This is a genomic window from Paenibacillus sp. EKM211P, from assembly GCF_011066175.1.
GTDB lineage: Bacteria > Bacillota > Bacilli > Paenibacillales > Paenibacillaceae > Paenibacillus > Paenibacillus polymyxa.
In genome coordinates this window covers 148,656-168,997 of record NZ_JAAMNS010000011.1, presented here as the reverse complement: position 1 = coordinate 168,997, position 20,342 = coordinate 148,656, and the positions used below count along the sequence as shown (strand labels likewise).

General features: G+C 47.3%; 23 protein-coding genes. 11 read left to right on the top strand and 12 right to left on the bottom strand.

Annotated features, from left to right (window positions below; all coding sequences use genetic code 11):
* The first annotated feature begins 123 nt into the window (after nt 1-123).
* Both G9G57_RS16580 and G9G57_RS16575 read left to right on the top strand, forming a co-directional pair.
* Complete coding sequence (locus G9G57_RS16580) at nt 124-351, top strand: DUF1858 domain-containing protein (protein ID WP_017428003.1); 228 nt, start codon at nt 124-126, stop codon at nt 349-351.
* A 14-nt stretch (nt 352-365) separates the two neighbouring features.
* Nucleotides 366-1,631 carry a DUF438 domain-containing protein gene (locus G9G57_RS16575; RefSeq protein ID WP_016819544.1) on the top strand — a complete coding sequence of 422 codons (1,266 nt, stop codon included), beginning with the start codon at nt 366-368 and terminating at the stop codon, nt 1,629-1,631.
* On the opposite strand, the gene G9G57_RS16570 is transcribed toward G9G57_RS16575, so the two are convergent.
* From G9G57_RS16570 to G9G57_RS16560, 3 genes are all read right to left on the bottom strand, one after another.
* Nucleotides 1,623-2,132 (bottom strand): GNAT family N-acetyltransferase, encoded by a 510-nt coding sequence (locus G9G57_RS16570; protein ID WP_017428004.1) that lies wholly within the window; start codon nt 2,130-2,132, stop codon nt 1,623-1,625. The genes G9G57_RS16575 and G9G57_RS16570 overlap by 9 nt on opposite strands.
* 184 nt (nt 2,133-2,316) lie before the next feature.
* Nucleotides 2,317-3,099, bottom strand: a complete 783-nt coding sequence (gene map, locus G9G57_RS16565; protein WP_016819542.1) for a type I methionyl aminopeptidase — start codon at nt 3,097-3,099, stop codon at nt 2,317-2,319.
* Between the two features lie 105 nt (nt 3,100-3,204).
* On the bottom strand, nt 3,205-3,393 hold the full coding sequence (locus G9G57_RS16560) for a hypothetical protein (protein WP_007428354.1): 189 nt from the start codon (nt 3,391-3,393) through the stop codon (nt 3,205-3,207).
* A 363-nt stretch (nt 3,394-3,756) separates the two neighbouring features.
* On the opposite strand from G9G57_RS16560, the gene G9G57_RS16555 reads away from it, so the two are divergent.
* From G9G57_RS16555 to G9G57_RS16535, 5 genes are all read left to right on the top strand, one after another.
* The gene (locus G9G57_RS16555) at nt 3,757-4,794 is read left to right on the top strand and encodes a serine hydrolase domain-containing protein (RefSeq protein ID WP_016819541.1); all 1,038 of its coding nucleotides are present in this window, start codon (nt 3,757-3,759) and stop codon (nt 4,792-4,794) included.
* Between the two features lie 43 nt (nt 4,795-4,837).
* Nucleotides 4,838-5,989, top strand: coding sequence for an MGDG synthase family glycosyltransferase (locus G9G57_RS16550; RefSeq protein WP_016819540.1), 1,152 nt, complete (start codon nt 4,838-4,840; stop codon nt 5,987-5,989).
* Nucleotides 5,990-6,019: 30 nt separating this feature from the next.
* Complete coding sequence (locus G9G57_RS16545; RefSeq protein ID WP_016819539.1) at nt 6,020-6,301, top strand: hypothetical protein; 282 nt, start codon at nt 6,020-6,022, stop codon at nt 6,299-6,301.
* 443 nt (nt 6,302-6,744) lie between these two features.
* Nucleotides 6,745-7,428, top strand: coding sequence for an MOSC domain-containing protein (locus G9G57_RS16540; RefSeq protein ID WP_164965256.1), 684 nt, complete (start codon nt 6,745-6,747; stop codon nt 7,426-7,428).
* Nucleotides 7,429-7,557: 129 nt separating this feature from the next.
* Entirely contained in the window at nt 7,558-7,896 is a 339-nt protein-coding gene (locus G9G57_RS16535) for a DUF4870 domain-containing protein (RefSeq protein WP_019686043.1), read from the top strand.
* A 57-nt stretch (nt 7,897-7,953) separates the two neighbouring features.
* Here the strand turns inward: G9G57_RS16535 and G9G57_RS16530 are convergent, their stop codons facing one another.
* Together G9G57_RS16530 and G9G57_RS16525 are read right to left on the bottom strand one after the other, a co-directional pair.
* Entirely contained in the window at nt 7,954-8,910 is a 957-nt protein-coding gene (locus G9G57_RS16530; RefSeq protein ID WP_017428007.1) for a sigma-70 family RNA polymerase sigma factor, read from the bottom strand.
* Between the two features lie 18 nt (nt 8,911-8,928).
* Nucleotides 8,929-9,372, bottom strand: coding sequence for a carboxymuconolactone decarboxylase family protein (locus G9G57_RS16525; RefSeq protein ID WP_164965255.1), 444 nt, complete (start codon nt 9,370-9,372; stop codon nt 8,929-8,931).
* A gap of 150 nt (nt 9,373-9,522) precedes the next feature.
* Here G9G57_RS16525 and mscL point away from each other — a divergent pair, with 150 nt between their 5' ends.
* Nucleotides 9,523-10,017 (top strand): large conductance mechanosensitive channel protein MscL, encoded by a 495-nt coding sequence (mscL, locus tag G9G57_RS16520; RefSeq protein WP_025363926.1) that lies wholly within the window; start codon nt 9,523-9,525, stop codon nt 10,015-10,017.
* A gap of 84 nt (nt 10,018-10,101) precedes the next feature.
* Here the strand turns inward: mscL and G9G57_RS16515 are convergent, their stop codons facing one another.
* The gene (locus tag G9G57_RS16515; RefSeq protein WP_016819533.1) at nt 10,102-10,803 is read right to left on the bottom strand and encodes a histidine phosphatase family protein; all 702 of its coding nucleotides are present in this window, start codon (nt 10,801-10,803) and stop codon (nt 10,102-10,104) included.
* Nucleotides 10,804-10,879: 76 nt separating this feature from the next.
* Nucleotides 10,880-11,173 (bottom strand): hypothetical protein, encoded by a 294-nt coding sequence (locus tag G9G57_RS16510; RefSeq protein ID WP_016819532.1) that lies wholly within the window; start codon nt 11,171-11,173, stop codon nt 10,880-10,882.
* A gap of 173 nt (nt 11,174-11,346) precedes the next feature.
* Between G9G57_RS16510 and G9G57_RS16505 the strand changes: the two genes are divergently transcribed.
* Complete coding sequence (locus G9G57_RS16505) at nt 11,347-11,979, top strand: NUDIX hydrolase (protein WP_031462793.1); 633 nt, start codon at nt 11,347-11,349, stop codon at nt 11,977-11,979.
* 9 nt (nt 11,980-11,988) lie between these two features.
* Here the strand turns inward: G9G57_RS16505 and G9G57_RS16500 are convergent, their stop codons facing one another.
* Together G9G57_RS16500 and G9G57_RS16495 are read right to left on the bottom strand one after the other, a co-directional pair.
* On the bottom strand, nt 11,989-12,777 hold the full coding sequence (locus tag G9G57_RS16500) for a TrmB family transcriptional regulator (protein WP_164965269.1): 789 nt from the start codon (nt 12,775-12,777) through the stop codon (nt 11,989-11,991).
* Between the two features lie 65 nt (nt 12,778-12,842).
* On the bottom strand, nt 12,843-13,688 hold the full coding sequence (locus G9G57_RS16495) for a zinc ribbon domain-containing protein (protein WP_164965254.1): 846 nt from the start codon (nt 13,686-13,688) through the stop codon (nt 12,843-12,845).
* Between the two features lie 311 nt (nt 13,689-13,999).
* Here G9G57_RS16495 and G9G57_RS16490 point away from each other — a divergent pair, with 311 nt between their 5' ends.
* Nucleotides 14,000-16,432 (top strand): UvrD-helicase domain-containing protein, encoded by a 2,433-nt coding sequence (locus G9G57_RS16490; RefSeq protein ID WP_164965253.1) that lies wholly within the window; start codon nt 14,000-14,002, stop codon nt 16,430-16,432.
* Between the two features lie 210 nt (nt 16,433-16,642).
* Entirely contained in the window at nt 16,643-17,404 is a 762-nt protein-coding gene (locus tag G9G57_RS16485) for an SDR family oxidoreductase (RefSeq protein WP_016819527.1), read from the top strand.
* Nucleotides 17,405-17,517: 113 nt separating this feature from the next.
* Here the strand turns inward: G9G57_RS16485 and G9G57_RS16480 are convergent, their stop codons facing one another.
* From G9G57_RS16480 to G9G57_RS16470, 3 genes are all read right to left on the bottom strand, one after another.
* Complete coding sequence (locus G9G57_RS16480) at nt 17,518-18,852, bottom strand: SMI1/KNR4 family protein (RefSeq protein WP_016819526.1); 1,335 nt, start codon at nt 18,850-18,852, stop codon at nt 17,518-17,520.
* A 71-nt stretch (nt 18,853-18,923) separates the two neighbouring features.
* Nucleotides 18,924-19,124 (bottom strand): hypothetical protein, encoded by a 201-nt coding sequence (locus tag G9G57_RS16475; protein ID WP_228552516.1) that lies wholly within the window; start codon nt 19,122-19,124, stop codon nt 18,924-18,926.
* Nucleotides 19,125-19,211: 87 nt separating this feature from the next.
* Nucleotides 19,212-20,006: a GNAT family N-acetyltransferase gene (locus tag G9G57_RS16470; protein WP_016819525.1), complete on the bottom strand. Its 795-nt coding sequence runs from the start codon at nt 20,004-20,006 to the stop codon at nt 19,212-19,214.
* Between the last annotated feature and the right edge of the window lie 336 nt (nt 20,007-20,342).

The following is a 20,342-nucleotide window of genomic DNA, read 5'->3' as shown; positions in this document are numbered from 1 at the left end:
TATATAAACCAAGATTTACCGTTGTCAACTACTTGAACAATATTGTGCGTACAATCACAATAGCTCGTTTGGACCTATGCTACTCTGTAAATGAAAAACGTTCTCAATTGAGGGGATGAACAAATGGATAAAATACTGCATTGGGATGAGTCCATATTTAACCTTGTTAATCGTTATCCTGAAGTGAAGGACATTATGGTAGAACTGGGTTTTCACGATATTGCCAAGCCCGGCATGCTCCAAACCGCAGGACGTTTTATGACACTGTCCAAAGGAATTGCGTTGAAGAAAATAAGTATGGAAACTGTGCAGCAGACATTTATGCAACATGGTTTTACCATTCAAAAATAAAGGGGTTAACGATCATGAGCGAGCTAATTAACAACCGTGAACATACAGCACAGGAATTAACGGAGCGTCAGCGAACATTGAAGGAAATTATTAAAGAACTACATGCCGGGAAAAGCGTGGAGGAAGTTAAAGCGCGTTTTGCAGAGGCTGTTGGTGGGGTAAGCGTGGCGGAAATTTCAGCGATGGAGCATGCCTTGATGACCGAAGAGGGAATTCCGGTGTCGGAAGTCCAACGTCTCTGTTCCGTTCATACATCGATATTCAAGGGCTCTATTGAGGATATTCATCGTCCTTCGGGACCGGAGGAACAACCAGGACATCCTGTTCACACCTTCAAGCTGGAAAATCGTGAGATCGAACGTCTGGTCAACTTTAAGCTGGCCCTCCATGCAGAGCAGTTTCAAAAGGAAGACAGCCCCAAGGTTATTTACAAGCTGCTTGAAGATTTAAGTCTGTTGATGGATGTCGACAAACACTATAGCCGCAAAGAAAATCTAGTATTTCCTTATCTAGAACGCTATGGAATCTTTGGTCCAACCAAAGTGATGTGGGGGGTGGACGACGGCATTCGCGCCGCAATCAAGGATGCGAAGAAGCTGCTTACCGAATATAACGGAGATCGTGATCAGATTGGGAAGGCGCTTGCTCATATCATGAGTGAAGTGAATGAAATGATATTCAAGGAAGAGAATATTTTGCTGCCGATGGCACTCAGTAAGCTGACCGAGGATGAATGGCTGAAAATAGCCCGGGAAAGCGAGGAAATCGGGTTCTGCCTGACCGCTCCTGAGCGTGAATGGATACCTGAACGGGCAGAGGAACCTGTAGAAGCCCTTGAGCAAACAGAAGACACTTCCACTTCTGGTACTCCGCAAGGGTTCATACGATTCGAGACAGGGATTGTATCCGTACAACAATTGGAGCTACTGTTGAATCACCTGCCTGTGGATCTGACCTTTATCGATGAAAATGATGTTGTTCGCTATTTCTCTCACGGTAAAGAACGTATCTTTGCCCGCACAAAGGCCGTCATTGGTCGTACCGTGCAAAATTGCCATCCGCCGCAAAGCGTGCATGTCGTTGAGAAACTGCTGGAAGATTTTAAGGCCGGACGCAAGGATGTTGAAGATTTTTGGATTCCAATCAAGGACAAATTTGTCTACATCCGTTATTTTGCCGTTCGTGATTCCGAAGGACGCTATTTGGGAACACTGGAATTCACGCAAAATATCGCGCCTATTCGCGCCTTGGAAGGACAAAAGCGTATTCTATCAGAATAGCAGCCAGCCATAAGCCACCATGTTCAGGTTTTTGCCGCCCATATTAATAATATGCTGTTCAACTACAGGCTTGGCCCCTAGCTTTTCGTAAAAAGTACACGCTGGATTATCTGCCAGCACCCACACCATGACAGAGTGAATATCCATACTATTAAAGTGTTGAAGCAACCGCAGAAATAGTCTCTTGCCGAGCCCTAAACTATGGTATTCACTCAAAACATAAAGAGCCGTTATCTCTCCCCCGTACGGGGGATATTCCCCTGACTTTTCTGGACCTCCACTCACAAATCCGATCATTTCCCCCTTCTCATTTTCAGCCACATATACGAGATGACCGTCTTCAGTAGATAGATTCGCATTCCACAATTCTGTTCTTTGCTCATAGGAGAGCCGTTCCAGAACCTCGGCAGGCATGATATCTTTGTATGTCGTTCTCCAGCAGTCTACGTGCACCTTGGCGATGTCTTCGGCATCTGATATCATCGCTTCCCTAATCATCATGTGGGTTCCACTCCTAGTTTCCAATATTATGCCTCCTATTATACCGACGATCCGAATCGCGATCTATGATCTATAACAAGAAGCTCATTGTTTGGTGAAGCGGATATGCCATCCTAAAAAAACTTACCAAGAGAGTCTTATGCACACAACCCGCACATTGGACTCCCTATGGCACAATACTCTTTTATGAGGTCAAAATATAAGGACCGTTCTTTGTAATCGCAATGGTGTGCTCATATTGAGCGCCCCAACTGCCGTCTGCTGTGCTGATGGTCCAACCATCATCCCCCCAGAGCACCGCGCCTTCGGGTCCGAGGGTAAATACCGGCTCAATGGTAATCACCATCCCTTCGCGCAGTGGCAATCCCGTTCTAGCACGACCGTAGTGGAGAACGTCCGGCGGTTCATGTATTTGGCGGCCAATCCCATGCCCGATCAGAGATTTGACGTTACCGTACCGTCGCCAGCCTGCCGCTTTTTCGACCGCATGCCCAATATCCCCTAATGTCCGGCCGGGGCGGGCAACCTCGATGCCGCGCATCAGCGCCTTATGGGTCTGCCGCAACAGCCTTGCTACCGGACGACTGATGTCACCCACTGCGTAGGTCCATCCCCGGTCAGCTAGCCATCCGTCCTTGTTAACCACCATGTCGATGGTTACAATATCCCCATCATGAAGCACCCGCTCCGAGGGAAAGCCGTGACATACCACCTCATTGACCGAAGCGCAGGTCGCATAAGGGAACCCCTTGTAGCCCTTTTGTTCAGGCGTAGCTCCACGCTTGCATAGAAATTGCTCCACCCAAGCATCGATTTCAAGCGTTGTGATTCCCGGAAGAATACGACTTTCCAGCGCACGATGGCAATCTGCCAAAATACGTCCGGCCTCCCTGATGTAGCCGATTTCCTCCGGTGTTCGTATCGCTATTTCTATTGGAATCCGCCTCCTTTGAGCATACAAATTCACTAAACCTATCCCATTGTATGCAGGACGGACACAAAAAAACCGTCTCCTCTAGGGAAAGACGGTTTATAAAAGTCGTGTTTCTAGTTGTTCGGGTAAGCGAACCCTTTAAGATACTGAAGAATTGATGCGGCCGAGTTCGTTTTCCACCACCATGGTCAACTCTTCCTCATACCCTCCTGTTATCCGGTATTTTCGCACATATTCCTTTACAAATTTTTTGGGATCCTTAGGCCGGAAAATTCGAGTCATTTCCCGCAGACTTTCCTTAACTTCATTGTGACCTTTCGTTGCCATGTAACTCCCTCCCAAAACGTTGAAAATAAGTGCTCCGTTGAAGAGAATGCCGAAAAGTATTGATGTCCTTATGCAGTGAAGTAGTATGTCTAGTGCAGCTTAGGTCGGGAATGCCTTACGCGAGGCATGTACCTGACACTATTATTAACCGATTTTCTATTGGCTGAATCACTACCCCATTATACCATATTCAGATACAGCTTTCAGCTTTCCAGTAAATTTACATTGATTTTACCTATCTTTTACGCTTCATAGCATTTGGAGTTCTCAATTAGCTGCTGCATAGAGGTATACCTTATTTATCGGCTTTTGGAGCGTATGTGTTTGGGGTAAAATAAATAAACATAAAAAGGGGGGAAAGGGATGAGCCGTTATGCTCCACTGTTCACTGCACCTGTTGCCCGTCTGTCTGCGCTGAACCTCGGAACTTGTGAAGAGGAAGGCATCGATGCCTCCCTACTTGATCAGGCAGATCATGAAATCCGAGCTAAATTTCCGAAAATGCACAGCTTTCTCCTGCTTCGCCACGGCAAGCTGATCTGGGAACGCTATTACAACGGTCATGAAGCAAGCGCTCTGAACGATTTGCGTTCCGCGACCAAAAGCTTCACTTCCACGCTCGTCGGCATGGCTATGGCACGTGGGGATATGCCCGGACCAGATACGGCTGTGCATAAGCTGTTGCCTGAGTATTTGCCCCGGCGGAAGGAAACACTGCTAGAGCGGATTACGATTCGTCATTTGTTGACTATGACGTCAGGCTTGTATTGGCAGACGGGCAAAAAGCTCGGCGAAGCCTTTATCCACCGTTTTCATCGCAGCAAGAGCTGGCCGTCCTTTGCCCTTCGCTTACCTGTACAGGAGGATCAAATCGGGGTATTCCAATATCGCAGTGTTGATTCACATCTGCTGTCCGTGCTCCTGACCCGTTGCTGTGGCATGGACGCCTATACGTACGCTCTCCAGCATTTATTCGAACCGTTAGGTTTCGGGAGAAGTGGTTGGGCACAAGATCCAGAGGGTTACACCATGGGCCATATCGGACTGTATCTGACGTCGCGAGACATGGCTAAATTCGGCGATTGCTGCCTTCATCAAGGCATCTGGAATGGAAGAGAATTGATTCCAGCCGATTGGCTGCATCAGGCGACGCAGCGACAGATTGAAGGCTATCCAGAATTCGGAGATTACGGATTCCAATGGTGGACTGGACGACTCTACGGCATTGACTATGCGTGTGCACACGGACATGGAGGACAGCAAATATATCTGATACCGGAAGCGAATGCAGTCGTGGTATTTACAGCAGACAGCAAGGTGAGCCGTTGGAAAAACCCACGAACACTGCTAGAGCGTTTCGTCTTGCCAGCCGTATCCTCCCTCAACTTGGAACGTTCCTAAAATGAGCTACATGTGCTTATTGAATATAGGGGGCTAAACAATCATGAAAGTCTCAGCACCGAAAATTCTAATTTTATACGCCAGCTACGGGGAAGGCCATGTGCAGGCCGCCCGGGCAATCATGGATAGTCTGCGAAGACTCGGACACTGCGAGGTACAACTACTCGACCTGATGGCTGAATCTCATCCATGGTTGAATGGGCTGACCAAATTTGTATATATGCAAAGTTTCAAAACCATTCCACAGCTTTACGGCTGGGTCTATAACATCACGCGCGGTATGCAGGCTAAATCAGCCTTTGGCCATGTGTTGCATTCATTCGGAATGCGTCAACTTGCTCTCACACTGAAAAAGGAATTACCGGATCTCGTGATCCATACGTTCCCGCAGCTCGCTCTTCCAGCGTTACGCCGCAAAATGGGGATGAATTTGCCTATTGTCAACGTGGTTACAGACTTTGACCTGCATGGGCGCTGGCTACATCCCGATATTGACCGCTACTATGTAGCTACTGAGGATCTGCAGCAGGAGGCCGCACAGCGGGGAATACCTATCGAACGTATTGCCGCGACTGGAATTCCGATTCACGCTTCTTTTTATAACCTATCTGTCAACGAACCCCCTGATCAGCAACAGGTAATCCCACCGTTACAAGCTGAGACGACCACGCTGCTCATTATGGCAGGTGCGTATGGTGTGTTATCCGGCATACTGGATATCTGTCATCATTTAAGCCAGCTGCCGCAGCTTCGACTGCTGATCGTCTGCGGACGCAATCAGCAGCTGAAAGCAGAATTGGATGCGCTGTATGCAGACCACCCCGACATCTACACCTACGGATTTGTGGACTACGTTCCAGCACTTATGCGAGCAAGCAGTCTGGTGATTACAAAGCCCGGCGGTATCACACTCTCGGAAAGCATCGCATCGGGTTTGCCTATCCTGGTGTTCAAACCCGTACCCGGTCAGGAACTAAATAATGCTCTGTATCTGCAGCAAAAAGGAGCTGCCCGCATTGCTCGCACAACGGAGGAACTGATTCAACATTGTCTGGATCTGATCTCCACTCCCTCTCTTGCTAAGGAAATGAAGCAGGCGATTGAGTTACTTCGCAAACCTCATCCCGCAGACCAGATTGCCGAGGATATTTTACAGCAGCTTGTGGATAAAAGAACCTCCGTCCGGACAAATTAACGAAGAATAAGCCAGACGGAGGGGATACCAATGGAACACAAAGGAAAGGATTTACTCCCACTAACGGGTGAAAAGGTAGAAGTGGATGGTATTTATGTGGATGAGGATGGACATGAGCAGCATTTGCACAGAGGCCAGCACTTTCCCGCTGATGTTGTTTTGGGTACTTCTGAGTGGAAAATGACCGAATATGCCTTTGAGAACCATCACGAAGGACGTACCGATGAACGACTTATCCCCAAAGAGGATGACAAGAATAAAATGGGTAAAATCACACACCCGCGCCGTCATTTAAAAACTGGTGACCGATAATTACGGAAGTATATCCACAATTACTACCAATATGTTGATAGTTTGTGGACAAACTGTGCGCAAACTATGAATTATTGTAATATTGTCTACAGTTTGTGCACAAGTTGTGTATAAACCACTTTGTTTTTGTGGATAAACACTATTATGCGGTGGATAAAGTGCGTACAACATGTGCAAAACATGTGTATAACCGTTTAAAAGGCTGAACGAATCTTTTTCGTTCAGCCTTTTTCGTATTTTTATACACATCTCTAATTCGCAAATAGCGCATGGAGAAGTGTAAAATGGAAACGGGGACGAACAGAGTCACAAGAGGAATTACCGAAATGTAAAAAGGCGGAGTCATCATGGACGTGATGAAAGCGGAACAGGAATGCAGGAACGCGAATATAGAAGCATCTAGCGAAACTCGTTGACCAAAATTTGGAGTAGAGGTGATCCGAATGGCATCTATTAAAATCCTTTCTCTTAATGTCGGCATGCCCAAGCAGATCCGGTTTAATCAGAAGGATGTTTCTACGGGGATATTCAAGTCGGCCACAGATGAATATCTGTATTTATCTTATCTAAACTTCGAGGGGGATGGGCAGGGCGATCTAGTTCATCACGGAGGGCACGAGAAAGCTGTATGCGTCTATCCCTACGAGCACTACCCGTTCTGGGAAAATGAATTGCGGAGTCCGCTCGATTACGGCGCATTCGGTGAAAATTTAACGATAAAGGGTTTGCTAGAATCCGACGTTTGCATTGGAGACGTCTTTAAGCTTGGCAAAGCTATCGTTCAAGTTAGCCAGCCGAGACAGCCTTGCTACAAGTTGTCCCTCAAGTACGGCGTACCGGACATGCCCTTGAAGGTACAGCAAACAGGCTACACGGGATTCTACTTCCGCGTTCTGGAAGAGGGAGTTGTCTCTAAAGCCGACGGACTATCCCTCCTTCATCACCATCCGAAAGCAATTACGGTTTCATTTGCCAATCGAATTATGCATCAAGAGAAGGATCATATCGAGGGTATTAAACAAATTCTCGAAGTGGAAGAATTGTCCGTAAACTGGAGAAATACGTTTCTAAAACGTTTGGCGGGAACAGAAACGGATTCTCGGGAAAGACTATCAGGCAATTCGTAAGGTGAAAGTGGTTCAATGTGTAGAGTTAACTTTTTTACCGAGATCGGGCATATCCTTCAATCCTGTCCTCATAGCTTGTATAGTACGGAGACTTAGCTTGAATCATTTATAAAGGAGGATATGCCTGACATGTCAGTCTATAAGTCTTCCACAGGACTGGATGAAAATATAGCAGCTGTCCTGTGCTATTTGTTCGCATTTATTGGAGCGCTGGCCTTTGTCATGCTGGAAAAGAAAAGCCGATTCGTATTATTTCACGCACTGCAATCCATACTTCTTTTTGTAGCCCTCATGATCGGGCATGTGCTAGTCGGATTCATTCCGCTACTCGGTCCTTTGCTCGCTTCCCTGCTAACGCTGGCAAGCCTTGCCATGTGGATTATCTTGTTAATTCGTGCGGGACAAGGAAAGTGGCTCAAGCTTCCCTGGATAGGCGATCTGGCTCTTCATCAAGCCCGGCAGTTATAAAGACAGCAAAAAACCTTGATCCTAAACAAGGATTCAAGGTTTTTCCGTTTGGGCAGTTCATTCTTTTACGCTTGCTTCTTCTGTCCTTATATGAATGTGTCCTAGCTTATCTGGATTAACCATTAAATAAAAATTCTGAATATGCTCCCCGTCCGGTGCCAGTCTGAGACACAAGGTTTCTCTCACTTCACCGTCTTTCAGAAATGCCAGCTGAACCTCACCATTGATGACCGTGTGGACCACATCTCTTTCTCGTAAAACGGTTAATACCCGACGAGAGGTCAACAGTGCGAGAACGCCTTTGCGCACAACCATCGGTCTCATCACCGTATGCACATTACCTCCACCATCTGACACGAATACAGGTTGTTCAGCCAGTAGTTCCAGCATAGCAGTCACATCGTAGGCGAGAAAAGCAGTTGTAAAACGTTCCAGCAGTTTTACCCGGGAAGAGTTATTTATATTAGGACTGATTGGAGCTTCAGGAGCAGAGTCTCCGGAAGATAGAATACGACGGGAGCGACTGAACAACTGACGACAATTGCTCTCGGTCTTGCCCAGTAATTCCGCAATATCTTTATAATCATACTGAAAAGCTTCTCTCAGCACAAAAACAGCCCGTTCTATCGGCTTTAGCTGCTCCAGCAGAACCAGAAATGCGTAAGATATCATATCTTTACGTTCTAACCAATCGGCAGGGAGATCTGCGCTTTCACCCAACGGCTCTGGTAGCCACTGTCCTACATACGTCTCTCTTTGCTTGCGCGCAGAATTCAGTAGATTGAGACACCGATTCATCGTCATTTTGGCTACATAGGCTTTGGGGTTCTGTATGTCATTCAGGGGCTTATGCTCCAGCTCGACAAAGCAGTCTTGAACGACATCCTCGGCATCTGTAACCGTTCCAAGCATGCGATAAGCAATGGCAAAAGAATATTTGCGATATTTCTGATACAGCTCCTCCAGACTTACATCCACCGATTCCTGTTCAATTCCGTATTCTTTGCCAGACAAAGCATAGCCCCCTATTCATTAAAGACTACCTGGATACATCCCGGTCGCTATGGCAATCCGGTTCCAGCTGTTGATCACATTAATTGCCGTGGTCAAATCTAGGTATTCTTCCTCACTAAAATGTTCTCTGACCCGATTATACAAGTCTGTAGGTACCCCTTGCTCTGAGATATGAGTGACCGCTTCAGCTAATTCAAGCATAGCACGTTCTTTTTCCGTGAACAAAGGAACCTCCCGCCATAAAGCAAGCTGCAAAATATGATCAGCATAATCCCCTAGTTTTAGCAAATCCTTTGCATGCATATCAAGACAATAGGAACAGCCATTGATTTGGGATACTCTAATTTTCAATAATTCGTACAATACTTTGTCTGTAAAACGGCCGGAAATATATTTTTCCATCTCCATCATTACCTTGAATGTACTAGGACTCACTGCTCTGTGATTGAATCTTAAACTCACGATACATCGCCTCCATTATTGGTTTACATATAGAAGACAAATGAGCATGTGGTTTTGTGACAAAGTGCAATACGTCAATTTGGAATTGCCCTCAGTAGGCATAGCATGTATTATAAATAAATGATTTTATGTAAAGAAGGTGTACATCACATGAGCGGAAAAGGTTTTATACAAGAATTTAAAGAATTCGCTGTACGGGGTAACGTGATTGACCTCGCGGTCGGCGTTATCATTGGTGGTGCGTTTGGCAAGATTGTCACTTCTGTGGTGAACGATATTATTATGCCTCCGATTGGTAAACTTCTGGGCGGCATGAATTTTCCAGACTTATATGTAGCTTTACAAGCCGCCGATCCTCTAAATGCTGACGGTACACGCAAGACTCTAGCACAAGCCAAGGAAGCAGGAATTGCGGTCCTCGCCTATGGTCAGTTTATTAATGTCCTGCTGGACTTTCTCATCGTGGCCTTCTGTGTGTTCATGCTGGTCAAAGGGATTAACATGCTGAAGCGCAAAGAGGAAGAAAAACCTCTGGAGGAAAAAACGATCAAGGAATGCCCACATTGCCTGTCGGAAATTCCTATAGCTGCTACCCGCTGTGCACATTGCACATCCAAGCTAGAGGGATTCGTTGAATCACGCTGACTCAACCTACACTCCTATGAATACAACAAACGGCTTAAGACGGTGGTTCGTCTTAAGCCGTTTTGGCATCGTATAGAAATCCCATTAATTGAAGTTGGTAATAATACCCCGAGGTCTGACTGGCAAACCTTCTGCGTACAAATGGGAGACATCACCGAAGCCAATGCAACGGGGAACTGCCCATTCCTTGGAGCGTTCATCAAACAAGATGGTGGTTACAGAGCTGGGCGGCATCCAAAAACCGGACCAGACCAAAGCCAAAGGTAGTTCCAACAGATGTGCAAGCCAGGTCAGCCCGAAGCCGCCATGACAAAATACGGCTACCCTGTCTTCGGTATGCTTCAAAATTCGGTACCTGCCCTCCACCCGCTCAAAGCCTTGCCGCTTCAGGAATTCATCAGAATGAACCTTCAGTCGCTCGAAGGTTTCGGGACTTTGCGTCCCCTGATAATAGGAAATTTCCTTCCAAGAGTCATGAGTCGGCAGAGGCGACCCGGAACGAATCACTTCACCAGGCAAATCCCAATGGGAAAGACGACCGTATGGAGTATCCTCCAGCTTTAGAGCCAGCTCCTGCGTCCAGTCCTCCACTTCATAAGTCATACCGAGAGAGTCGGTGGTGTAGCGCATTGTGTCCAAAGCCCGCCCTAACGGAGAGACGTAAATACGGTCCAATCCATGACTGGACAGTCGTTTGGCCAGTGCCTTGGCTTCCAAATGTCCCTCCGGCGTAATGGTGTTGTTAGGGTAATCTGGGTCTGCATGTCGGATAATATACAATCTCATCATTGGTTCTCCGTTCCTAAGAATGGCGACAGGATCGCTTGATCTCATTCCATCGGTTAGCTCTCCTGATCTTTAATTAATGTTTATTGAGCAAATTTTCCAAAATCGCGCGCAAATCTCTGTCTTCTTGGTAAACTTCCTCACCCGTATCCAGCTCAATAACCCGGATATATGTATAGTTCGCTCTGGCATCGACTGGTTTAAAAATCAATTCCTCCGGGTTGTCTGGACGCACATCATAGCCCATATTTTTGAACATATCTGTTATTTGGTCAATCCCCGGCTTGCCTCCGCTTTCCAGCATAATCAGCCCGCGCAGTTCTTTGGGCTCCTCTGGATGCATCACTCGGAAATGTACAATACATTCCATGTAAAATCGCTCCTTTCAATCATAAACCTATGTTATGGCGCAAATCTCCATGTTCCCAGCATACCCCAAAAGCTACTCCACATTCCACATCGACCATCATATCGTCAGGATGGAAAACACGTTATACTGTAAAGTAAGACTTTGATTTTCTGCTGATTATAGGAGGAACCACGATGACTAGCGAGCTTCTGGATATCTATGACGATGAAGACAACCCCCTTGGCACAGCCTCTCGACAGGAAGCACATGCCAAGGGATACTGGCACCATACCTTTCACTGCTGGCTGGCACGAGACACTTCGACAGGCCGCCGCTTGCTATTCCAACAGCGTCAGGATACAAAGGACACCTTCCCCGGATGCTACGATATTACAGCAGCTGGGCATTTGACTTCAGGCGAAGATATGTCCCAGGCAGCTCGCGAGCTGGAGGAAGAACTGGGCATTCATGTTCCCTTTAACTCCTTAACACCGCTGATGACCGTTCGGTATGAAAGTAAAGGTACCGCACAGGGCACCTCTTTTTGGGATCGGGAGATCAGCTCGGTGTTTGGACTGCTGTCCAACCAGCCCCTGGAAGCCTATTGTCTCCAGCAGGAAGAAGTAGCTGGACTGTACGAAGCAGACCTTGAGCAAGCACTGGCCCTGTTTGAAGGCCATATTCCATTTATCGAAGCCCAAGGTATTACGTCGGGGCCGAACCCGGAAAAAACTCGCCGCCTGATTACACCGGATCAATTTGTGCCTCATCAAGCGGGCTATATTACATCTGTATGCCGGGCTCTGATGGAACTTCCCTCCCAGTAATCCTTAACCCTATTCTCCGGCTGACATATATTTGCCGACAATGCCTTCATACCGCCAGCCATATCGGGTCGACAGCTCGCTGCCCATATCATGCTCCAGCTCATACAAAATAAGATCCTGGGCAAAATGATCAAGCAGCAAACCTGTCATCACCGGATGCTCGGTAATAAGCGCCTGTGTCGGGCAATTCTCTCCCCGCATTCCCAGCATGCACCAACGCCGGTCAATAACAAAGGAAAACTTGCGCCCTGACGGTTCCTGGCCGTTTGTACCAGATGCACGCGGTAGCCACGGCCCCAACATGCTTTCTCCGTTGTCGCAGGACCATAGGAGTCGCACACCCCGACTCTCGGCTTTTTTCAACTCTTCCCGCAGCAGTTCGACTTCCTCACGCCACAAATCCAGCACAATCTCATGCTTAGCCCGTTCCAGCTCGCGTGTCAGGCTTTCCAGCACCTTCCGGTCACCTTCCACATTATAAAAGGTCGGCTTGGCTGGTTCTGTTCGTGGCATCTCCTTCTCCACCGCCAGCAGGGATTCCCGCATCTGCCCTTCAATCATCCGGGTCAGCTCACCCGGCGGCAGCATGCTGTAGCGTACAGGTTCTCCTGCACTCGCTCTGAGATATCCCTGTCCGGCCAAACGCTGCAAAGCTGCGTACACGTTGGAGCGCGATGCCCCCAAACGCTTAGCCACTTCATAGCCGGACGCTGCATTTTGTCTCGAAAGCTCGACCATCACCTTGGCTTCCATCTCCGTAAAACCCAGATTCCGCAGATGTTGCAGCAAACGCTCCATATGTTCTGTTCCCCCTATGCTGCCCGGCGTTATGTCTGTGTCCTGCGGCAGCCTGTTCGGCTGCGTCAAATCTGTTCAGCTCCACAGCGCGGACACCATTTGGAGCCTTTGGGTAGTTCCGCTGTGCAGATTTGGCATTTTACATTTTCGCGTATTTGCGTAGACGGTGTTGCCGGCTTCTCGGTCCCGGAATTGTTGGCCTTCCAATATCGAATGCGCTCATCCAGCTCCTCTTGACGCTCCCGCTCACGTTCCAGTTCTTCAAGACGCTGGTGTTCTTTCTCCAGTTCTTCCTGACGACGACGCTCCCACTCTTCATCAAATGCAGCTTTTTCTTCCGGAGTAAAATCAGACACTGTGTAATTGCGGTCTAATTCCGTTGGATCATGCGTTTCATACCGCTCATCCTGTTCATGCCGATCGATGACTTCATCTACTGCATACTCCGTGTAAGCAGGCGCAGCATCCTTCACTGCCTCTGACTTGCGCAGATCAAACGAATAGGCGTCTGTCGGCACCTCTTCCCGCACGGCCGCTACTTGCTTGGAGGCAGCCTGCCCTTCATTCAGCTTGCGTCCGCATTTGGGGCAAAAGTTCGCATCCAGCGGCACAACTGCACCACAGGTACATAAATGGGCATTTTTCAATTCTGCAATTCTGCTGCGCAGTTCATCAATTTCATCCTGAAGCTCATCACAAGCAGTAGATAGCTGTGTCATCTCGGTTTCAGCCACTGACATATCGGCCGCCCGGTAGCCTTCGTAAAAAATTTGACCCATTCGTAAAAAGTGTACATCCATTTCCTGCTGAATTGTTGTAATTTGCGAATTGATCTTACTAATCTCGACAGCATGCTGCGCCTTTTCTGTTGCGCGATTAGCGCCTTCCTTTATACGTTGAATCAGCTTCATCGTTATTTCCTCCCCATATCCAGCCGGATTTCACTGTACCGTCCGTATATCCCAAAGTTTTTTTCTGTTGGCAAGCCTCGAACTCCTGTATAATGGAATGCGGTCATATTGCCTGTTTGAAGGCTATAGGCATTGGCGTCAACCTATTAACGTTTTGACGCTCCAGTTCTAGATCCGCATGAATTCAGCATCATTTTAGTCCATCGCCTTGTTCTTATCATCATCTAAAGCTGACTAGAACTCTATCATACCAAAAACTACCCCCATTTGTGAAAATGGAAGATTTTAAGAACGAAAGGGGTTTCAGGATCATGAACCCAAATCCTGCATTTTACCCCCGACCCATCGGGGTTCCTTATTCAACGACGAGCCCTCAGGCACGTCGAGCTTCTATGGATACCAGTATAACGCTGGTACCCGACACCGACCAAGACGCGGCCTATTTTCGTGCTATAGAGAATGCGGGCATTCATCTGAACCGCCCGCAGATTCAGGCTGTACGCCATGGTAAAGGCCCCCTTCTCACCCTGGCAGGGGCTGGCTGCGGCAAAACCACGGTGCTGGCAGCCCGTGCAGGCTACCTTATGGCGATGCGGGATGTCCCTGCATCGTCCATCCTGCTGGTGACCTTCACCAGCAAAGCAGCTGCCGAAATGAAGCTGCGCATCGCGGGATTACCCGGTGTGCGACCTACCGCTGCACGCGCAGTACAGGCGCGTACCTTCCACTCATTCGCTTTGGCGATGCTGCGTCATCGCGGCGTGCAAGACGAAGTGTTCGGTGAAACGCAGACCCAACATACCGTTATGAAAATGATGCTACGCCAGCTTGGACTGAGTGAGGCTTTCCAGCCGGAAAGCCTGCTGTCCGCACTCTCCGCCTGGAAAGCGGAAGGCCGTAGCGCAGACGAGTTGCCGGAAACCATGCGCGAGGAAGCGGATGCCAAGCGTGCCATGCTCGCCTATGAAGCGTGGAAACAGGAACGCAATAAGATGGATTTTGACGATATTCTGCTACGTGCCTCTGTTCTCCTGCGTGACCCGGATGTGCTTCAGCCGCTTCAACGGCGTTTTTCCTATATCATGGTCGATGAATTCCAGGATACGAATGCCCTGCAATACGAAATGGTGCAGCGATTGGCTGCGAGGCATCGCAATCTGATGGTCGTCGGAGATGATGACCAGACGATCTATACCTTTAACGGAGCCCGCCAGGAATCCATTCTGGAATTTGACAAGGTCTATAAAGATGCAAAGGTCATCACCCTTGATATTAATTACCGTAGTGATGCGCGCATTTTGGGGCTGGGTTCCAACATCGTCGCTAAAAATGTTCATCGACGTTCCAAACGTCTTGCGGCTGCCGGGCGTGAGGGCTTGCCGCCACAGTTTGCCACCCCATCCGGGCCTGAGGAAGAGGCGGGACATATTGTTACTCATCTACTCGGACAGGTAGAGGAAGGTCGGCTTCGCTACCGGGATATCGCTATTTTGCACCGGACAGCCAGCGGAAGCAGATCTATTTTTGAGCAATTGATTATGCGGGATGTCCCATTTATTCAGTACGGAGCGGGAGCCGTATTTTACGATCAATCTCTGATTCGTCCCTTAATGGATCACTTGCGTTTGTCGCTGAATCCCCGGCGAATGGAATCTATTCCAAGCACCCTTGGACCGCTGTATGTCTCTCGTGAGGCCGGAATGGAATGGATTATGCGTGAAGAGAAGCAGCAGGCTAAAAAATACCCGCTAATCCACCTCAGCCGTTGGGATCGACTACGTGATTTTCAGCGTGAACAGGTGAAAGAACGCATTCGATTGATTCGCAGTCTCACTACAATGAAGCCTGCCTATGCCATTCAAGAAATGCGGCGCGTCTTTTATGACAAATATTTGGAAAGCGGAGATACAGGCGCATGGACACATTATAAGGAAACGATACAAGAAAGCCTGGAGGAGCTCGAAACGGCAGCCAAGCGCTTTGACACGGTAGAGGCATTCGTCAACTTTGCGGACGAGCTTTCCGAGCGCCACCGCCAGATGGAATCTCTGCGCAGAGAGGAAGACAGCGATGCTGTTCGGCTCATGACGATCCACCGAGCCAAGGGACTAGAGTTCCCTTGCGTATATTGGATCGGGGCCAGCGAAGGCATCCTGCCGCACAGCTCAGCTCTACACAGCGAGCTGCCAGAGGATCGTCGGGCAGGCGCCGCCCCCGCAACAGCCGTGGATAACGATGCTGCGCTGGAGGAAGAGCGTCGCCTCGCTTACGTAGCCGTTACCCGGGCGAAGGAGCTGCTGTATATCACCTCCCCTGCCTCCAATCACGGCAAGCCTGCCGCCGTGTCGCGTTTTCTGCTGGAAGCCTATGGGGTCACCCCTGAAGTCTCCAAACCAGAAACGCGCCGCAGTAGCTTCGGCCAACCGAAGGGTACTTCGGGGTATGGCAGCCGGGCTGGCGGTGGTTCGCCAATGTCTGGCACGGCAACCCGTGTGAGCAGCAGGCCGGGACCAGCCCCAGCAACCCCTACAGCACGTACGGCTTCGGCGGCGGCTAAGTCGCAGACAGAGCCACGCGTCAATGTGCCTGTGTGGAAATGCACGGACGCCGCCTGCAAGGCATGGATGCGGCGCGACACAGTAGGTGGACGCCGCACAACGGAGACCAATGCAGGCACGCCGCCGGTGTGTCCGCTTTGCTCCTCCCCGATGACGGAGGGAACGCGCAACATCCCGGCCAGATAAATGTGAGGCGCACATAGCCGGATGGAACTGTCTTTTGCGAAAATAAGTTTTAGACAGACTAAATAAAATAAATAACGGCAGACTAGGATGTGAGAATAAAATCCTAGTCTGCCGTTATTTATATATAATTTTATCTAAGTTAAAGTTACAGTTTAGGCACAGCGCATTCAGGAAACAAGAACGAAAACTAATAAAAGGAGAGAACATATAATGAAACTTTCAGGAAATACAATACTAATTACCGGTGGAAGTACTGGAATAGGATTAGCCTTTGCAGAACGATTTTTAAAAGCTGGAAATAAAGTCATTGTTTCTGGACGGCGTGAACATGTACTTCAAAAAGCGAAAGAGAAATTGCCTAGCCTTATTACTCATGTAAGTGATTTGAATATGGAATCCGAGCGTATAGCTTTATCGGATTGGGTAACAGCCAACTATCCAGAAGTAAATGTGTTAGTTAACAACGCCGGTATCCAACAATGCTTTAACGTTCTAAAAACGGATGTAAAAAGCAATTGGGATTATTTCAGTAAAGAAATCACCACTAACATTGAAGCACCCTTGCATCTATCCATGTTGTTCGCTCCCTATTTTGCAACAAAAGAAGAGGCGACTATCATTAACGTCACTTCTGGGTTAGCTTTTACGCCGTTTGTGATTGCTCCGATTTATTCAGCAACGAAAGCGGCACTTCATTCCTTTACCATCAGCCTAAGACACCAGCTTTCTGATACGTCTGTAGAGGTAATTGAGGTTGTCCCGCCAGCAGTAAATACAGATTTAGGTGGAGCAGGGTTGCATACGCATGGAGAGCCGTTAGATGCCTTCGCAGATGGAATTTTCAAAGGATTAGAAGAGGGAAAAATAGAGATCGGATTTGGTACCTCTGTGCCTCGCTTACGCATGTCACGAGACGAAGTAGACGAACACGTAGAAAATATGTATAAGGCAACGAAAAATTCAATAAAATAGCTCGCTTATTGGGTCATCCTTTTGCGGGATTGCCCTTTTTTCAATTCGCTTTTTATTGATTTACCTTGTAGATTGACTAGCACGTTATCATCGTCATTTCCAAATCTCATTTCTCACGATTCGCCCTTGTCAAAATAATCATCTGGCAAATGCAGTTCTTGCAAACAACCGATAAATTTTTCTTTGAAATTCGGATTCCTTTTATATTCAGGCCATACCGTCTGATAGTAAGGCAGCAACTTCTCATGTGGAATAACGCCCCAATATAAAATTGAGTTTTTCAGAACATGCGGGTCGTCGCCCACCAACATCTGTTCAATGATCTGCCAGCTTCCCAGCTTGTTTTCGCAACTGCGTGCGGCATAGATGGCAGTGGTTTGCATTTTCGGATCGGCGTCACACAAGAAAGGCGCAAAGTTCTGGAGCGTAATCGCACCGTAATCCTCCAGGATATATCCTGCATAACGCAACGTTTCCGGGTCGTGAATCCTATCAAGACTGTGCAAAATCACTGGAATAAATTCCTTTAAATTTACTGTTTTACTGGAAGCGTGCAGAATCATTAAAGCTTGCAGAAAATCCTCATGTTCATCTGATTGCAATAGCTCCAGAAGATATTTTCTTCCCGTGTCAAAAGAAGTTTTGCAGATGAGCCGAACAGCTGTGGCTCGATTTTTTGGGCTTTGCTCCGCAATTTTTTTCATAAAAACAAGGGTTGGCTGAGAAACTACTTTAAATTTGAACATTCCATCAAGCGCTTTGGCTTGGATTTCTTCGTTTGGAGCGCTCTGATAAATCTGGATCAGCGCATTCTCATCACCCGGCATTCGACTGCCAAACCACCCAATATCATAATCCAGAATAATTTCATCCAGCCAGCGTTCGTACCAGTCCAGAAAGCTGTCTTCATAGACAAAGAAAAAGGGATGATCGGGATGAAAATCGGAGGTGTACACAATTCTCCCCCTGTATTTCCCTTCAAGTACGATATACATGTCGTATTCGCAGCCTTGGGTGCCTATGCACAACATGCCGCCCAGCACCTTATTACGGGCGTCATCGTATTCCTCGTCGGGGATGTCCTCATCCTTGGTCAGGGGCTCAATCAGATGGTTCCATTCCTCTTTGGTCATCTCGGGGTGCAGAACGGATTTTGCAAGGAGTGCCTGGTGCTCGGTATAGGAAGTTGCCTTTTCAATCGGATAAATTCCATAATAGGGTCCGGCGCCTCCGTTGCCGACGTTCGTTAAAAACAGCGCGTAAGGCTCAGGAAGTGTGACCTGATTGTGGGCTTGCCAGTCCGCCAGCGCTTTTGCTGTAAGCTTCTCATTAACCTTATATTGATGTGAGGATGCTCCAAACACCAAGAAATCCTTGTCTTTGCTCATAGCCTGATTCAGTTTGTTTTGTATTCGATCCAGTTGCGTTTCTTTCTTCCTAAACCACATATTTTGTACCCTCCTGTTGACTATATGATATGTACCTTTAAGTAAGTTTTATATAATCCAGTGGATACTGTTTAATTAAAGTATGAAAAGTGATCGCGCATAAAATGAGTTAACGCATCCTTCAAATTTTGATGCCGTTTCAGATATTGGAACAAGATGGCCGAGGTGAGTACGATTTCAGAATCCTCGATACTAATAATCCAAGATGGTAGTTCCTCAGGATTATAACTAAATTCGCTAACGATGCCGTATGCTATACCTAGTTTATCCATTCTCTTGTGTAAAATTTGACGGATCTCGCCAGCCAGTTGATGAACATTAATATCATTCTGTTTCAGGGCCTTCTCCCTCCTCGTTCGTCAATCAATAGATAGTTTAAAATCAACAATAGCCTGTTCAGCCGTGACCTCATATCCTAATCCTTTGTAAAGTTGTACAGCAGCCTGGTTCTCCTCCAGTACTCCCAGATAGACATCTGATGATAGTGTTCTGCCCAGTTTTGTAAGTTGGCTCGTCAAGTGCTTTGCTAGTCCTTTCCCCCTGTGAGCAGGGCTTGTATATATGTTTCCGAGCTCCACGAGCTTAGAATCATAAAAGTGGAAGCCGCCTGCGGCAATAAAATGACCATTTTCCTTTATCCTAAGGAAAGGATATTGTTCAAGTTCGCTGCTCGTAAAAAATTTCATGCCCCCATTTCGCAATAAATCCACTATATCTGAAATGTCATTTCCCTTAACTAGCTCAGCCACGTTTGAATCGAGCAGTTTCGATTGATCCATATGCTTCATCGTTAAGAAACGTTGTGGGTTACCCGTTACAAGTCCATGAGACTGAAAAAGTTGTAGGTCACGATCACACAGGATTGTACCACAAACGGTATTTTTCTTAAGTTGAATGAGTTCCTCTGTAAAAGCAATAAGAGCTAGGAAGTTAAGCTGCTCTCGGTTGATGCAGTGGAAAGAAAACGCAGGGAAGGAGAGCCCACAAAAGTATGCTAAGACCCCTGTCAGCTTGTCATCTACATATTGACCAACAAATTTAGCCTGCTCCTTACGTTGAGTTAAATAGCTATAGAATAACAAGTGTTGATCCCTATGAATCTGGTCCGTTAATTGATAAATAGTTTCGTAGGTAAGCAGTCGATGAGAAATCATGTATTAGTCCCTTTCATTTCCATGTGGGTAATCTTCTTATTGGCATGATACCACAAATTGAAACTATCCTTCCCGCTTACCCCATATAGCCTTAATAATCTTGTGTTATACATCTCAAAGAATATATGAAGATTGCTTGCCACCGGAGTATAAAAATCCATAATTTAAGGATGATTTTCTCCGAAATTCATTGTATGGTTCCTGCCTCGCCTCTAATTTATGATGAAATTAAAGAGAGGTGAGGTGCCAAAAAATGAATACCAAATATTGAAAACGTATACAAATGAAGAAAAAATGCTTACAAGTGCAAGCTAGTCCTTAATCACCTGTCATCGA

Coding starts and splice junctions, on each gene's coding strand:
- G9G57_RS16580 (WP_017428003.1), top strand. CDS start 124: ATGGATAAAATACTGCATTGGGATGAGTCCATATTTAACCTTGTTAAT.
- G9G57_RS16540 (WP_164965256.1), top strand. CDS start 6,745: ATGGCATCTATTAAAATCCTTTCTCTTAATGTCGGCATGCCCAAGCAG.
- G9G57_RS16510 (WP_016819532.1), bottom strand. CDS start 11,173: ATGGAATGTATTGTACATTTCCGAGTGATGCATCCAGAGGAGCCCAAA.
- G9G57_RS16545 (WP_016819539.1), top strand. CDS start 6,020: ATGGAACACAAAGGAAAGGATTTACTCCCACTAACGGGTGAAAAGGTA.
- mscL (WP_025363926.1), top strand. CDS start 9,523: ATGAGCGGAAAAGGTTTTATACAAGAATTTAAAGAATTCGCTGTACGG.
- G9G57_RS16550 (WP_016819540.1), top strand. CDS start 4,838: ATGAAAGTCTCAGCACCGAAAATTCTAATTTTATACGCCAGCTACGGG.
- G9G57_RS16475 (WP_228552516.1), bottom strand. CDS start 19,124: ATGGATAAACTAGGTATAGCATACGGCATCGTTAGCGAATTTAGTTAT.
- G9G57_RS16515 (WP_016819533.1), bottom strand. CDS start 10,803: ATGAGATTGTATATTATCCGACATGCAGACCCAGATTACCCTAACAAC.
- G9G57_RS16495 (WP_164965254.1), bottom strand. CDS start 13,688: ATGAAGCTGATTCAACGTATAAAGGAAGGCGCTAATCGCGCAACAGAA.
- G9G57_RS16500 (WP_164965269.1), bottom strand. CDS start 12,777: ATGGAGCGTTTGCTGCAACATCTGCGGAATCTGGGTTTTACGGAGATG.
- G9G57_RS16505 (WP_031462793.1), top strand. CDS start 11,347: ATGACTAGCGAGCTTCTGGATATCTATGACGATGAAGACAACCCCCTT.
- G9G57_RS16535 (WP_019686043.1), top strand. CDS start 7,558: ATGTCAGTCTATAAGTCTTCCACAGGACTGGATGAAAATATAGCAGCT.
- G9G57_RS16575 (WP_016819544.1), top strand. CDS start 366: ATGAGCGAGCTAATTAACAACCGTGAACATACAGCACAGGAATTAACG.
- G9G57_RS16560 (WP_007428354.1), bottom strand. CDS start 3,393: ATGGCAACGAAAGGTCACAATGAAGTTAAGGAAAGTCTGCGGGAAATG.
- G9G57_RS16490 (WP_164965253.1), top strand. CDS start 14,000: ATGAACCCAAATCCTGCATTTTACCCCCGACCCATCGGGGTTCCTTAT.
- G9G57_RS16480 (WP_016819526.1), bottom strand. CDS start 18,852: ATGTGGTTTAGGAAGAAAGAAACGCAACTGGATCGAATACAAAACAAA.
- G9G57_RS16570 (WP_017428004.1), bottom strand. CDS start 2,132: ATGATGATTAGGGAAGCGATGATATCAGATGCCGAAGACATCGCCAAG.
- G9G57_RS16485 (WP_016819527.1), top strand. CDS start 16,643: ATGAAACTTTCAGGAAATACAATACTAATTACCGGTGGAAGTACTGGA.
- G9G57_RS16555 (WP_016819541.1), top strand. CDS start 3,757: ATGAGCCGTTATGCTCCACTGTTCACTGCACCTGTTGCCCGTCTGTCT.
- G9G57_RS16470 (WP_016819525.1), bottom strand. CDS start 20,006: ATGATTTCTCATCGACTGCTTACCTACGAAACTATTTATCAATTAACG.